General features: G+C 37.2%; 16 protein-coding genes. All 16 read right to left on the bottom strand.

The features are described from left to right. Positions 1–97: 97 nt before the first annotated feature. The 16 genes from Q8X41_RS14980 to upp all read right to left on the bottom strand — a co-directional run bounded on the left by Q8X41_RS14980 (position 98) and on the right by upp (position 13799). Entirely contained in the window at positions 98–379 is a 282-nt protein-coding gene (locus Q8X41_RS14980) for a sporulation transcriptional regulator SpoIIID (protein WP_397537064.1), read from the bottom strand. An 83-nt stretch (positions 380–462) separates the two neighbouring features. Continuing rightward, positions 463–1125: a peptidoglycan DD-metalloendopeptidase family protein gene (locus Q8X41_RS14975; protein WP_397537063.1), complete on the bottom strand. Its 663-nt coding sequence runs from the start codon at positions 1123–1125 to the stop codon at positions 463–465. Positions 1126–1135: 10 nt separating this feature from the next. Then, the gene (gene spoIID, locus Q8X41_RS14970) at positions 1136–2143 is read right to left on the bottom strand and encodes a stage II sporulation protein D (RefSeq protein WP_397537062.1); all 1008 of its coding nucleotides are present in this window, start codon (positions 2141–2143) and stop codon (positions 1136–1138) included. A 145-nt stretch (positions 2144–2288) separates the two neighbouring features. After that, positions 2289–3587, bottom strand: a complete 1299-nt coding sequence (gene murA / locus Q8X41_RS14965) for a UDP-N-acetylglucosamine 1-carboxyvinyltransferase (protein ID WP_397537061.1) — start codon at positions 3585–3587, stop codon at positions 2289–2291. A gap of 473 nt (positions 3588–4060) precedes the next feature. Next, positions 4061–4306: a DUF1146 family protein gene (locus Q8X41_RS14960; protein WP_397537060.1), complete on the bottom strand. Its 246-nt coding sequence runs from the start codon at positions 4304–4306 to the stop codon at positions 4061–4063. A gap of 73 nt (positions 4307–4379) precedes the next feature. Then, positions 4380–4787 carry a F0F1 ATP synthase subunit epsilon gene (locus Q8X41_RS14955; RefSeq protein WP_397537059.1) on the bottom strand — a complete coding sequence of 136 codons (408 nt, stop codon included), beginning with the start codon at positions 4785–4787 and terminating at the stop codon, positions 4380–4382. Positions 4788–4811: 24 nt separating this feature from the next. Next, positions 4812–6227, bottom strand: a complete 1416-nt coding sequence (atpD, locus tag Q8X41_RS14950) for a F0F1 ATP synthase subunit beta (protein ID WP_397537058.1) — start codon at positions 6225–6227, stop codon at positions 4812–4814. A gap of 50 nt (positions 6228–6277) precedes the next feature. Beyond that, a complete protein-coding gene (gene atpG, locus Q8X41_RS14945) occupies positions 6278–7138 on the bottom strand; it encodes an ATP synthase F1 subunit gamma (RefSeq protein ID WP_397537057.1) in 861 nt (286 codons plus the stop codon). A gap of 53 nt (positions 7139–7191) precedes the next feature. After that, entirely contained in the window at positions 7192–8712 is a 1521-nt protein-coding gene (atpA, locus tag Q8X41_RS14940; protein ID WP_397537056.1) for a F0F1 ATP synthase subunit alpha, read from the bottom strand. A 28-nt stretch (positions 8713–8740) separates the two neighbouring features. Continuing rightward, complete coding sequence (locus Q8X41_RS14935; RefSeq protein WP_397537055.1) at positions 8741–9277, bottom strand: F0F1 ATP synthase subunit delta; 537 nt, start codon at positions 9275–9277, stop codon at positions 8741–8743. Beyond that, on the bottom strand, positions 9274–9798 hold the full coding sequence (atpF, locus tag Q8X41_RS14930) for a F0F1 ATP synthase subunit B (protein ID WP_397537054.1): 525 nt from the start codon (positions 9796–9798) through the stop codon (positions 9274–9276). The genes Q8X41_RS14935 and atpF overlap by 4 nt, the downstream gene beginning before the upstream one ends. 172 nt (positions 9799–9970) lie before the next feature. Next, complete coding sequence (gene atpE, locus Q8X41_RS14925; protein WP_397537053.1) at positions 9971–10183, bottom strand: F0F1 ATP synthase subunit C; 213 nt, start codon at positions 10181–10183, stop codon at positions 9971–9973. Between the two features lie 78 nt (positions 10184–10261). After that, positions 10262–10975: a F0F1 ATP synthase subunit A gene (gene atpB, locus Q8X41_RS14920; protein ID WP_397537052.1), complete on the bottom strand. Its 714-nt coding sequence runs from the start codon at positions 10973–10975 to the stop codon at positions 10262–10264. Between the two features lie 18 nt (positions 10976–10993). Beyond that, positions 10994–11374 carry an ATP synthase subunit I gene (locus tag Q8X41_RS14915; protein WP_397537051.1) on the bottom strand — a complete coding sequence of 127 codons (381 nt, stop codon included), beginning with the start codon at positions 11372–11374 and terminating at the stop codon, positions 10994–10996. Positions 11375–12025: 651 nt separating this feature from the next. Beyond that, the gene (gene wecB, locus Q8X41_RS14910; protein ID WP_397537050.1) at positions 12026–13144 is read right to left on the bottom strand and encodes a non-hydrolyzing UDP-N-acetylglucosamine 2-epimerase; all 1119 of its coding nucleotides are present in this window, start codon (positions 13142–13144) and stop codon (positions 12026–12028) included. 25 nt (positions 13145–13169) lie between these two features. Next, positions 13170–13799 (bottom strand): uracil phosphoribosyltransferase, encoded by a 630-nt coding sequence (upp, locus tag Q8X41_RS14905; protein ID WP_397537049.1) that lies wholly within the window; start codon positions 13797–13799, stop codon positions 13170–13172. Positions 13800–13945 lie beyond the last annotated feature (146 nt).

The raw sequence follows: 13945 nt of genomic DNA, 5'->3' as shown, positions 1-13945 counted from the left end.
TATTATTTACTCTTATTTGCTCTTTTAAACTAAGGATTTGAGTTATTAATCTTTCAATTCATTCTTTTAAAATAAAAGATAGAAAAAGACACCCTCGCTAATCATAATGCGAAGGTGTCTTTTTTTCTGCATTGCGTGTTAGCCATTTCTGGCGCGTTGCTTCTCCACCTCGAATATGACGGATGGATTTGTGATAAGCTAAAATTTCGCTTACCTCTTTCGCTAATTCCTCATTTACCTGAGATAACCTCTCGGTGAGATCCTTATGAATGGTACTCTTAGAGTAACCTGTCTTTTGAGCTAAGGCTCTCACAGTTTGTTGCGAATCTTTAAGCATAAAACCAAGTTTTAGACATCGATTGCGAATATGTTCGTGCACATTCTCTTCCTTTCCACAATGTACGAACGTTTCTTCACATTATGTCTAAAACCTTTTGCTTAGAACCTTGATGCGAGAATTATCTAAAATGCAAGTAAACTTTTTGGATTGATGTGTTTACCTTCTTGCATTACTTCAAAATAAAGATGTGTACCAGCTGTTGGATTAAATTCATTTGAGATAGCTTTTCCAAGTTTTTGACCTTGGTCTACTTTATCCCCTTTTTTAACAGTAATTTCACCAACAGAGCTGTATTTCGTTGTCATACCATTAGCATGAGATATAGTAATCTCGTTCCCAACGAATGGATCATTCTTTACTTCTTCAACTGTTCCACTAAGTGCAGCAAGAACATCGAAACTTTCACCTTTTACTGCAATGGCAATGCCATCACTTGTAGTGAAGGTTTGGTTGAATACGAGTAATGCACCTTCTCTAGATTCTTCACTCGCTTCAACATCATAATAGTCCTGTAATACTTTTGCATCTTTTAAGAGTGCTTCTTTAAATGGATACTTCAATGATTCTGCAGTTGCGTTTGTTTCAACAGACGGACTGGTTGGACTATTAGTAGCTGTTAAATTACTAGTACCTGTCTCTTTAGGCGAGTTCGTAAATGCCGAGTATCCCCAAACACCTGCAACTAAAAGAATTGAAAAACTTGCGTAAATTACTGGCCAGAACCAGCGTTGTTTTGTAACATTTGATTTTTGTGGAGTAGGTTTTTGTTTATTTTCCTCTCTCATTTTCATCACCTCATTTGCTATTGTTGTCAATAGCTTGAGAGTTTAAACATAGAGAAGAAGATTTTTTTAATTTTTCTATTTTTACTTGTTGATAGAAATGTTGTAAGATTTCTTTCGCATTAGCCCCCTTTTCTGCGAGTGCCGTTGCACCGTATTGGCTCATTCCTACACCATGACCATATCCTGTTGTTTTTACTTGTATTATTTTCTTTTTAGCATCCCATATAATAGTGAAATCTGTAGATGCTAGTTGAAGCTTTTCTCGTACTTCTCTACCTGACCAATGAAAGTCTCCTGTTTTAATTGTTTCAACTCTTCCTGAATTATTACGATAGATTTTAACATTTTGTATTTGTGCTATTGTCCATTGTTGATTGAATATTGCATTCCACTGTTGTAACGTAAAGCTGTAGCTCGTGTGATATCTTGGAGATTTTTTTTCATTCGATGGGACAGAAACAGATTGTAGATATGGAATTGTTTGTCCACTATAGCTTTTTGCACTTTCAGTTTGTCCATTACTCGTTGAAAAGAACATAGCTGTGATAAGTTCATCTTTGTAAACTAATACTTGTCCTTTTGTTGCTTGTACAGCTTTACGAATTTTATTTTCATTTTTCTTAAAGCTTATACCCCAGTCTTTTTTTCTTTGTTCCTCGTCCGCAAAGGCCTGAGCCGAAACATTTGGCTCTATGGCATTTTCGCCAAAATTCGTACGTTTTAAGGCGAATGTACGTGAAGCAATAGATTGTGCTTTAAGAGCTTCTAAATCGAAGGAAACGGGCATTTCAGCAGCGACAACCCCAACAATATACTCTTCAAGCGGGTACTTTTTATCTTCTCCTTGAATTGAAATTTGGATATCACACTCTTCATCCTTTGACTTTTTTTCCTGTGGCTGTTTTACTGCGGTATCTGAAGTGGGCACTACTTTTGATTCCTTGTACTTCGTAACAAATGTTGGCAATGTGAATAAGACGACAATAATAAGTAGAATATAGAGATGTATTTTTTTCATATTCAAGAATATGTAAGGAAATCGGTATTTATGCTTTATAGGAACAGTCCTTTTCTATAAATTTTAAAAATTTTTGTAAATAAAAACCCATTGCATACATAAGTATGTAATGGGTTAAATTTATTATAAACATTAAAGTTTATCATTAGTTTGTTTGAAGCTCTTTTTCGAATACTTCTTCAGAAGAGATACGTTCGATATCAGCACCTAAAGCTGCTAATTTATTATGGAAATTGACATATCCTCTGTCTAGATGTTTAAGTTCAGAAACGCGTGTAATTCCCTCTGCAACTAATCCAGCAAGAATTAGTGCAGCTGCTGCACGTAAATCAGTTGCAGCGACTTCTGCACCTTGCAATTTGCAAGGGCCATCAATAATAACAGAGCGTCCATCGATTTTTGCATTGGCATTCATGCGTCGAAACTCTTCAACATGCATAAAACGATTTTCAAACACTGTCTCTGTTATCACACTTGCACCCTGAGCTACAAGCATTAAAGACATCATTTGAGATTGCATATCGGTCGGGAATCCGGGATGTGGCATTGTTTTGACGTCTACTGCTTTTAAAGGATGAGTTGCACGAATACGTAAGCCGGCATCTTCTTCTTCGATCTCAACACCCATTTCACGCATTTTAGCAATAAGAGCTGTCATATGTTCAGGTACAGCATTTTCAATTAAGACATTTCCACCTGTAATTGCCGCTGCAACCATAAATGTCCCCGCTTCAATTCGATCAGGAATAATTGAATGTGTTGTGCCATATAATTTCTCAACACCTTCAACACGAATGGTATCAGTTCCAGCACCAACAACTTTACCGCCCATTTCGTTAATGAAGTTTGCTAAATCCACAATTTCAGGTTCTTTTGCAGCATTTTCAATAATTGTTGTACCTTCTGCCAGAGCAGCACCTGTAAGAATGTTTTCTGTAGCTCCAACACTTGGGAAATCCAGATAAATTTTAGCACCTTTCAATCGACCTTCAGTTGATGCTTCTACATAACCATGGCCTGTAGAAATTTTCGCTCCCATTAACTCAAAGCCTTTTAAATGTTGGTCAATTGGTCTAGAGCCAATTGCACACCCACCAGGCATGGCAACACGTGCATAACCATTTCGTGCTAAAAGTGGCCCCATTACTAAAATGGATGCACGCATTTTACGTACATATTCAAATTGAGCTTCAGATGATAATTGTCCAGATGCATCAATTTCGACAATATTTTCTTCAGCGGAGAATGTTAAATGTACGTTTAAACTTTTTAACACCTCGTCTATCGTATATACATCTGCCAAGTTCGGCACGTTTTTTATTGTATTTTTTCCTTCAGACGCTAATAATGATGCTGCAAGAACTGGTAGAACTGCATTTTTTGCTCCTTCTACTTTTACATTTCCGTGTAAAACCTTGCCGCCTTTTACAACAATTTTCTCCACAATATGTCCCTCCGAACTTATTCTAAATTAAATCTTTTATATTTCAGTCCATAAAATTCATGTATTTATTCATTCAATGCCAATAATTAGTAACAAAGCAACTTACATAATACCTTTTTTTCATGATGTTGACAAGAACCGATTACACTATTTTAGTTTTCTACGAATAAATAACTATAGTAATACTATATTACGTCAAAATGCTAGAAATGTGTTATAAAATTTCCATTTCTATTCGCTAACATAGGTACCCAAGCTTTGAGGAAAATAAACAAGTTTCAACAAATTATTTCCTGGGTAATGGTTACTCTATATGCAAAAGAAATAATGTAAAACATTTAATGCAAATGATTTAAATAATGACTAAAAGCACATATCTCTATTGTAATATAAATCGTGCTTAAGTGCTGAACAATATACTAACGTTTGTACAATAAGTTTGTGCCATTATTTCTTTTGCATACAGAATACATTTAATTAAATAAAAATGGTAATTGTCTTGACCAAGTTGAAATTGTAATAAAGAAATTTGACACCGTTGATCCAATTGCAATACTCAATAAAATAAATAAAAGTTGAATTTGAAAAACATGGTTTTTCTTGAAAACCTTTTCATAAATTAATGACTGTAAAGCATAAAACGTTATTCCTATGAAGAAAATATGAGAAATAATACCAATCAGTGCGTTTTGTCCAATTAAAGATGATACTGAATCCATGCTTTCCCTCCATTTTCACTTTTAAAAAGCGAGCAGAAAAACAATTCTGCTCGCTTTAAAATTAACCTATTGCTTAGATGTTACCCTCTTTAACGTTGATACGATTCATCGCGCGTTTTAAAGATAATTCAGCACGTTTGAAATCAATGTCATCTTGCTTATTTTGAAGTCTTTGTTCAGCACGCTTAACAGCTTCTTTTGCACGAGCAAGATCGATTGAATCAGCTCGTTCTGCTGAAGGAGTTAAGATTGTAACTTTGTCAGAACGAATTTCAACAAAGCCACCACTTACTGCAACTATATCAGTTTTGTTGTTGTCTTTTTTAAGACGAACAGCGCTTACTGTTAAAGGAGCAACTGTTGGAATATGACCAGGCAGAATACCCATTTCACCAGTTACAGTTTTTACAATAACCATGCTAACTTCTGAATCGTATACTGGACCGTCAGGAGTGACAATGTTGACTACAGTTGTCTTCATATTTTTTCCTCCTAGTCCTTAGTATTAAAGTTCTACGCCCATTTCTTTTGCTTTAGCAACAACTTCTTCGATTGTACCTACAAGACGGAATGCATCTTCTGGTAATTTATCGTATTTACCTTCAAGGATTTCTTTGAAGCCACGTACTGTATCTTTTACATGAACATAAGAACCTTTTTGACCAGTAAATTGTTCAGCAACATGGAAGTTTTGTGATAAGTAGAATTGGACACGACGAGCACGACCTACTACCAATTTATCTTCATCAGATAATTCATCCATACCTAAGATAGCGATGATATCTTGTAATTCGTGGTAGCGTTGTAATGTAGCTTGTACTTGACGAGCAACTTCGTAGTGTTCTTTACCCACGATTTCAGGTGATAAAGCACGAGAAGTTGAAGCCAATGGGTCAACTGCTGGGTAGATACCCATTTCAGAAAGTTTACGTTCAAGGTTAGTTGTAGCGTCTAAGTGAGCAAACGTTGTAGCCGGAGCCGGGTCAGTGTAGTCATCGGCTGGTACATAAACTGCTTGGATAGATGTTACAGAACCTTTGTTTGTTGAAGTGATACGTTCTTGTAATTTACCCATTTCAGTAGCAAGTGTTGGTTGGTAACCTACGGCAGAAGGCATACGACCTAGTAACGCAGATACTTCAGAACCTGCTTGAGTGAAACGGAAAATGTTATCGATGAATAATAGAACGTCTTGTCCCATTTCATCACGGAAGTATTCAGCCATTGTAAGACCAGATAATGCTACACGCATACGAGCACCTGGTGGCTCATTCATTTGACCGAATACCATTGCTGTTTTTGCAATAACGCCTGAATCGCTCATTTCATAGAATAGGTCGTTACCTTCACGAGTACGTTCACCTACACCAGAGAATACGGAAATACCACCGTGTCCTTGAGCGATGTTGTTGATTAATTCTTGGATTAAAACGGTTTTACCTACACCGGCACCACCGAATAGTCCGACTTTACCACCTTTGATATATGGTGCTAATAAGTCTACTACTTTAATACCAGTTTCAAGTACTTCAACATTTGTTGAAAGTTCTTCGAAAGTAGGAGCTTCACGGTGAATTGGGTCACGGCGAGCTTCTGCTGGGATTGGATCTGCTAAGTCGATTGTATCACCTAATACGTTGAATACACGACCTAATGTTACTTCACCGACTGGTACTGAGATTGCAGCACCTTTGTCAGTTACTACTGAGCCACGTTGTAAGCCATCTGTTGATGACATTGCGATGGTACGAACAGCGTTATCGCCTAAGTGAAGAGCTACTTCTAAAGTAAGTGTTACAGCGTCTTCGTTAGGACGTTTGATTTCTACAGTTAGCGCGTTGTTGATTTCTGGTAATGTGTTGTTATCGAACTGTACATCGACAACTGGACCCATTACTTGAAGAACGTGTCCTGTGTTCATACTTGTATTTCCCTCCTATCAAACTAATTACGGAAAGGTTAGGGAGAGGCCTATTCTAAGGCCGCAGCTCCACCAACGATTTCGGTAATTTCTTGTGTAATAGCCGCTTGACGTGCACGGTTATACAGAATTGTTAAATCATTAATTAAGTCATGAGCGTTATCTGTAGCGCTCTTCATTGCTGTCATACGCGCAGCATGTTCACTCGCTTTACCGTCTAGTAACGCACCATAAATCAAGCTTTCCGCATATTGTGGTAACAATACTTCTAGAATTTCTTCGCCTGATGGCTCGAATTCATAAGAAGCAGTTGTAGCGCTTGTCGGAGTAATATCAGTAATTGGAAGTACTTTTTTCTCCGTTGGTTCGTTAGAAATTGCACTGATAAAGTGACTATAGTACATATAAAGTTCATCATAAGTACCGTCTGTGAACATACCAACAGCTTTACGAGCAATTTGTTTAATATCTGCAAATGAAGGTTGGTCAGGTAAACCAATTTCTTCTTCAACTACGTTATAGCCTTGTTTTTTAAAGAAATCACGAACGACACGACCAACTGCAAAAATAACGACGTCATCTTTTGTTTGGTTGCGACTTGCTATTGCATCTAGTGCTGTACGAATAACATTAGAATTGTATGCACCTGCTAAACCACGATCAGAAGCGATTACTAGGTAAGCAGATTTTTTTACAGGACGAGAGATTAACATCGGATGTGCACCGTCTGGAGTTCCTGCTGCGATTGCTGCAACAACATCTTGAATTTTACTCATATATGGAACGTATGCTTTAGCGTTAGCTTCTGCACGTGCCATTTTCGAAGATGACACGAGCTGCATTGCGTTCGTAATTTTACTAGTACTAGTTGTAGATTTAATACGTTGTTTTACTTCGCGTAATGATGCCACTGGTATTTCACCACCTTACCGTTTTATTTTAAAATTCACAAAACTATGCAATCTTACTCAGCTGAAGCTGCGAAAGTTTTTTTGAATGCATTGATTGTTGAAGCCATATCTTCATCAGATGGAAGGCCTTTAGTAGTGCGAATTTGATTTAAAACGCCGGCGCCTTTTTCGTCGTTAGCATCTAACCAAGCATATAATTCTAGTTCGAAACGAACGATGTCTTGAACTGGAATATCATCTAAGAATCCTTTAGTCAATGCATAAAGAATTACAACTTGTTTTTCAACTTTAATTGGCTTATTAAGATCTTGTTTAAGTACTTCTACAGTACGTTTACCACGTTCAAGTTTTGCTTTAGTAGCAGCATCAAGGTCAGAACCGAATGCAGCGAATGCTTCAAGTTCACGGTATGCAGCTAAGTCAAGACGTAGTGTACCTGCAACTTTTTTCATTGCTTTGATTTGAGCTGAACCACCAACACGTGATACAGAAAGACCTGCGTTGATCGCTGGACGAACACCTGAGTTGAATAAGTCAGATTGTAAGAAGATTTGTCCATCAGTGATTGAAATTACGTTTGTTGGAATGTAAGCACCGATATCGCCTGCTTGAGTTTCAACGAAAGGAAGAGCAGTGATTGAACCGCCACCGTAAGATTCGTTCAATTTAGCAGCACGTTCAAGTAAACGACTGTGTAGGTAGAATACATCACCAGGGTAAGCTTCACGACCTGGAGGACGGCGTAATAATAATGAAAGTTCACGATAAGCTGCTGCTTGTTTAGAAAGATCATCATATACGATTAATACGTCTTTACCTTGTAGCATTAATTCTTCACCCATTGATACACCAGCATAAGGAGCTAAGTATAATAATGGAGCTGGAGAAGATGCAGATGCAGTAATAACGATTGTGTATTCTAAAGCACCGTGTTTACGTAAAGTTTCAACTAAACTACGTACAGTTGATTCTTTTTGACCGATTGCAACATAGATACATGTTACGTTTTGGTCAGCTTGGTTTAAGATTGTATCGACTGCAACAGATGTTTTACCTGTTTGACGGTCACCGATGATTAATTCACGTTGACCACGACCGATTGGAACTAAAGCATCAATTGCTTTAATACCTGTTTGTAGTGGTTCGTCAACTGATTTACGAGCCATTACACCGAAAGCAGGACTTTCGATAGGACGAGTTTTAGTAGTATTGATTGGACCTAGTCCATCAACAGGTAAACCTAGTGGGTTTACAACACGACCAATTAGTTCTTCACCAACTGGAACTTCCATAATACGACCTGTACGACGAACTTCATCGCCTTCTTTGATGCCTTTAGCTGGGCCTAGGATAACGATACCAACGTTATTTTCTTCTAGGTTTTGAGCCATACCAAGAACACCAGTAGAGAATTCTAATAATTCTCCAGCCATGACGTTGTTCAGGCCGTGAGCACGAGCGATACCATCACCAACAGTGATGATTGTACCAACTTCGCTAACTTGCATTTCAGACTGGTAATTTTCCATCTGTTTTTTAATAAGTCCACTGATTTCTTCAGCTTTGATGCCCACGTTTGTCACCTCTCAAATGATTATTGGATTAACCGATTAATTCACGTTTTAAGCCAGCAAGTTTTGTTGCGACAGAGTTATCGTAAATTTGGTTTCCGATTTGAACTCGAATACCACCAAGTAGCGATGCATCGATTTCGTTAGTAATATGAAGCGCATTTTTTCCTACTTTTTGAGCAAATGCAGTAGAAATGCGTTGTTTTTCTTCCTCAGCAAGTGTACGAGTTGAGAATACAACTGCATCTGCAACACCTTGAGCATCGTTAGCTTGAGCTACGAACGCATCAATTACACTTACCACTTCGTGAATACGTTTTTTATCAACTAAAAGTTTTAAAGCGTTCACGATGATTGGTTGTACAGAAGTAAATAACTCAGAAAGCATTTCTTTCTTTTTGTCAGTTTCGATTTTTGGAGAATCAAGTAATTGGAATAATTCATTGGTTTCTTCAAAAGCGATTTTTACTTCACGTAAATCTTCTGTTACTTCTTTTAGAAGATTATGTTCTTGTGCTAATTGAAACAATGCCTTAGCATAGCGATTCGCTGCAGTCGATTGACTCATCGAGTTTCCCCTGCCTTCGCAATCGTTTCTTCAATTAGAGTACGATTATCTTCTTCTGAGACTTCTTTGTTAAGTACTTTAGAAGCTGCAAGGATAGATAGTGAAACCACTTCTTCACGAACAGCGGCAATTGCTTTTTCTTTTTCAGTCTCGATATCACGTTTAGCAGATTCTTGTAAACGTACAGCTTCGTTACGAGCTGCTGAAACAATCTCTTCTTTTTGAAGATCAGCTTGTTTCTTAGCGTTTTCAACAATCGCTTGCGCTTCAACACGAGCTTCTTTAAGAAGGCTACGTTGTTCTTCTAATAATTGTTTAGTTTCTTGACGGCTTTGTTCAGCTGCGTCTAAGTCACTAGCAACTTGTTCTTCACGTTGTTGCATAATTCCCATCAAAGGACCCCATGCGAACTTTTTCAAAAGAAGCATTAGGACGATGAAAACTATTAAAGTAACAAGGATATCTCCCCAGTTTACTCCAGTGTGAACTGCTTCACCTAGTGATAGATAGTCTAAAAACACGATTGTTTCACTCCCTTCAAGAGCTTAGAGTTCAAATCATTTATGATTGGAATCTTAGTAAGATATAAATTCTAAAGGAATTTTGCCCCTAAATTTTAAAGGCAATAAAGGAATGGCGAAGGATTCCTTAGATGAAATTTTCTTCGCCATTTTCATAAAACAATTAAGACGATTATTTGTTCATTACGATGAACGCAATAACTACTGCGATGATTGGAAGGGCTTCAACTAAAGCTACCCCTACGAACATAGTTGTTTGTAAAAGACCTTTTAATTCTGGTTGACGAGCGATCCCTTCTACAGTACGACCTACGATAAGACCGTTACCAATACCTGCACCCAGTGCACCTAAACCAACTGCGATTGCTGCTGCTATTAAACCCATTTGAAATTTTCCTCCTTAGAAATTGTAATTTTGTTTGGTTGTCAGTTGTCTTGCATAATATACTAGACAAATTTATACTTAATGGTCATCGCTCACTTTGTGAGACATGTAAACCATTGTTAACATAACGAAAATAAATGCTTGGATTGACCCAACAAAGATCGAGAATCCTTGCCATAGCAATGCTGGAATAAATGCTGCTACGAAGCCTAATCCAGCCCACTTAGTACCTAAACCTGCAAGTAAACCTAAAAGAATTTCACCTGCAAAAATATTACCATATAGTCGTAGACCTAAAGTTAATGTATTTGCAAACTCTTCGATGATTTTAATCGGGAATAAAAACGCCATTGGTTGTCCAAATCCACGGAAATAATTTTTGAAACCACGTTGTTTTACACCGTAATAGTTAGTTAATACTAAAATCATAACTGCAAGAGTCATTGTAATGGTAGGATCTGCTGTTGGTGATTTCCACCATAGTTCTCCATTCACTTGAACAGATAACGGAAGACCAAGCATGTTCGCAACGAAGATGAACATGATAAGTGTAATTCCAAGTACATGGAATTTACCTCCTGTTTTCCAATCCATATTGTTCCCTATGATTCCCTTTACGAAGTCCATAACCCACTCCATAAAGTTTTGCATACCTGTTGGTTTTAACTTCATATTTCTAGTTGAAATGAAAGCAATTAAGAAAACAATAACAGCTGTAACCAGCAATACTAGAATAGTTGCCGGGTTAAATCCTAAGCCCAAAAACTCAAAATGCGGATTTTCATGTTGCACTGTGCATTCACCTCACTTTCAAATGTGCTTATTGGTTTTTACATGAAATACAATCCTGTCTACTAAAAGCAGAACGTACGGAATCATTAGCCCAATGACCACACTCACTAAGTGAAAATACTTTGGCCAAGTAATTGCTACTGCTACAGCAGCAACACCGGATGCAAAGCGAAAGCCCGATCCCATTGATGGTGCTTTTTTCCCTTCACTTAATGCTTGATCAAAACGTTCCAATCTTCGGACGAGAATCCAAAAGTTATAATGACCAAAAAGCACACCTACTGCAAGACCAGCAAATACAGTTCTAAACGATGTAAATCCCCAGCCTAACGCAAAAAATGCGAGCAAAAAAAATAGGACTTTCTTCTGCCTAGCAAAAATCTGATGCAATTCTAGCATTGGTCTTTAATCTCCTGAATCTTATTTTCGAATGATGGAAGTAATAGCTGACCACCGAATGGATGTCGGATAAGTAGTACAACACTACACGCGGGGTGGAAGCCGTTTAAACTCTCATTTGAGTTGAATCGGATCCAAATGTTGAGAGATAAGCTTTAATGATAAACCACCGCCTCATATGGACATCAAATAGACGTACAAAAACCGCTAAAATTTTACAAGAATTGACATCCACTGCAAAATTAGTAGAAACTTGATATCTAAAGAGTTTCCATTATGATTTTGAGCCATGAAACCCTTATCATTCTTACCCTTTGTAAGCATACAATAGTGAATATTTCATGTCAATTGGTTAGAGTGAAAAAGTTCACAAGTGGTACTACTTTGTCAAATTGTAGACAAATTTTGAACAAAAAAATTGAAATTGACACATTTTTGTCTAATAGACATAAAAAACTACTCTACATTTTCTCTTAATAGAATTTGTAAAGTAGTTTTTTATTTTTATCCCGCATTAACGGGCAGTAATACCTCAATCTCAAGATTGAGAGAGAAACAAAGAAGATAGGTTGGGGATAACTGCCCGTAAAAGCCCGATTGGTTCAACTAACCATCAGTGAGGGATGAAGCCCTACTGACGGAAGTTTCACTTTATATTGTTGGTAGAAATGCAAGTAAAGATTCTACGATTCTTTCAGAAGCATGTCCATCTCCATACGGATTGGAGGCATGTGCCATTTTTTCGTAAGCTTGTTTATCTTCTAGTAATTCTTTAGCAAGTTTATATATCGTGTCCTCATTCGTACCTGCTAATTTCAACGTACCAGCTTCAATGCCTTCTGGTCTTTCTGTCGTGTCTCGCAAGACAAGAACAGGTTTTCCAAGTGAAGGTGCTTCCTCTTGTACACCACCTGAATCTGTCAAAATCATATAGGATTTTGAAGCGAAATTATGGAAGTCAAATACTTCAAGTGGCTCGATTAAATGAACCTTTGTTTCGTCGCCAAGAATTTCACCCGCAATTTCACGTACAACTGGATTCAAATGTACTGGATAGACAACTTGGATATCGTCGAATTCTGCTAATAAGCGTTTAATAGCACTGAACATATGGCGCATTGGATCACCTAAGTTTTCACGTCGATGTGCTGTTAGTAAAATCATTCGATCTTGACCGATTTGGTTTAATACAGGATGTTCATAATTATCACTAACCGTAGTTTTCAATGCATCTATTGCCGTATTACCAGTGACGACGATACCCTTCTCCGCCTTATTTTCAAGAAGCAGATTTTGTTTAGCTTGTTCAGTGGGTGCAAAATGAATATCTGCCATTATCCCTGTAAGCTGACGATTCATTTCTTCTGGATAAGGTGAATACTTATTACCAGTTCGTAATCCAGCTTCTACATGTCCAATAGCAATTTGGTTGTAAAATGCAGCTAAACTTGCAACAAATGTTGTCGTCGTATCACCGTGAACAAGAATAATATCAGGTTTTGCTTCTTTTATGACAGCATCTAAGCCTTCAAGTCCTCTTGTAGTAACATCGATTAGTGTTTGACGATTCTTCATAATGTTCAAATCAAAATCAGGTGTGATTTGAAATGTTTCGAGTACTTGATCTAACATTTGTCGATGTTGCGCTGTTACTGTAACAATTGTTTCAATTTCCTCTGGATGCTTTTTAAGTTCTAATACAAGCGGAGCCATTTTAATAGCTTCAGGTCGAGTTCCGAAAACCGTCATTACTTTCCACTTTTTAGACAATTTCTACGCACCACCTAAGATTGTATTATTTTGTTCCGAATAAACGGTCACCAGCATCGCCAAGACCTGGAACAATATAACCGTGATCATTTAGTTTTTCGTCTAAAGATGCAATGAAAATATCGATATCAGGATGTTGTTCTTGAATTGCTTTTACACCTTCTGGAGCAGCAATTAAGCACATGAATTTAATATTCTTTGCACCACGTTTTTTAAGTGAGTTTATAGCTTCAATTGCTGAACCACCAGTTGCTAACATTGGGTCAACAATGATAAAATCACGTTCTTCTAAATCTGCTGGGAATTTTGCATAATATTCTACTGGTTTTAATGTTTCTGGATCACGGTATAAGCCAATATGAGCTACTTTTGCAGCAGGGATTAATTTTAATACCCCATCAACCATACCTAAACCAGCACGAAGAATTGGCACAATTGCAATCTTCTTACCACTTAATACTTTCGTTTTTGTTTTTGTAACAGGTGTTTCAATTTCGATTTCTTCAGTTGGTAAATCACGAGTGATTTCAAATGCCATAAGTGTTGCTACTTCGTCTACTAGTTCGCGAAATTCTTTTGTACCAGTGTTTATATCACGAATATATGTTAGTTTGTGTTGAATTAATGGATGGTCGAATACGTATACTTTACCCAAGGTAATCTCTCCCTATTTAATATTATCTTGCTTATTATAACAGAAAAAAAACAGACTTATGTAATTTGATTTTGCTTTTTTAAAATTACCTTAATTCGCTTCATAATTTGTTTGCTCAATTTGATATTGCGTGAGATTATTTTAAA

The sequence above is a fragment of the Rummeliibacillus pycnus genome (assembly GCF_044359855.1).
GTDB classification, from domain to species: Bacteria; Bacillota; Bacilli; order Bacillales_A; family Planococcaceae; genus Rummeliibacillus; species Rummeliibacillus pycnus_A.
Note: the sequence above shows the minus strand (reverse complement) of the source record. Positions and strands in the feature narration are given on the sequence as shown.

Bases quoted from the DNA above. Each gene is read 5' to 3' on its own strand.
- spoIID (WP_397537062.1), bottom strand. From the start codon at position 2,143: ATGAAAAAAATACATCTCTATATTCTACTTATTATTGTCGTCTTATTC.
- Q8X41_RS14955 (WP_397537059.1), bottom strand. From the start codon at position 4,787: ATGAAGACAACTGTAGTCAACATTGTCACTCCTGACGGTCCAGTATAC.
- Q8X41_RS14960 (WP_397537060.1), bottom strand. From the start codon at position 4,306: ATGGATTCAGTATCATCTTTAATTGGACAAAACGCACTGATTGGTATT.
- Q8X41_RS14935 (WP_397537055.1), bottom strand. From the start codon at position 9,277: ATGAGTCAATCGACTGCAGCGAATCGCTATGCTAAGGCATTGTTTCAA.
- Q8X41_RS14975 (WP_397537063.1), bottom strand. From the start codon at position 1,125: ATGAGAGAGGAAAATAAACAAAAACCTACTCCACAAAAATCAAATGTT.
- atpE (WP_397537053.1), bottom strand. From the start codon at position 10,183: ATGGGTTTAATAGCAGCAGCAATCGCAGTTGGTTTAGGTGCACTGGGT.
- Q8X41_RS14915 (WP_397537051.1), bottom strand. From the start codon at position 11,374: ATGCTAGAATTGCATCAGATTTTTGCTAGGCAGAAGAAAGTCCTATTT.
- atpD (WP_397537058.1), bottom strand. From the start codon at position 6,227: ATGAACACAGGACACGTTCTTCAAGTAATGGGTCCAGTTGTCGATGTA.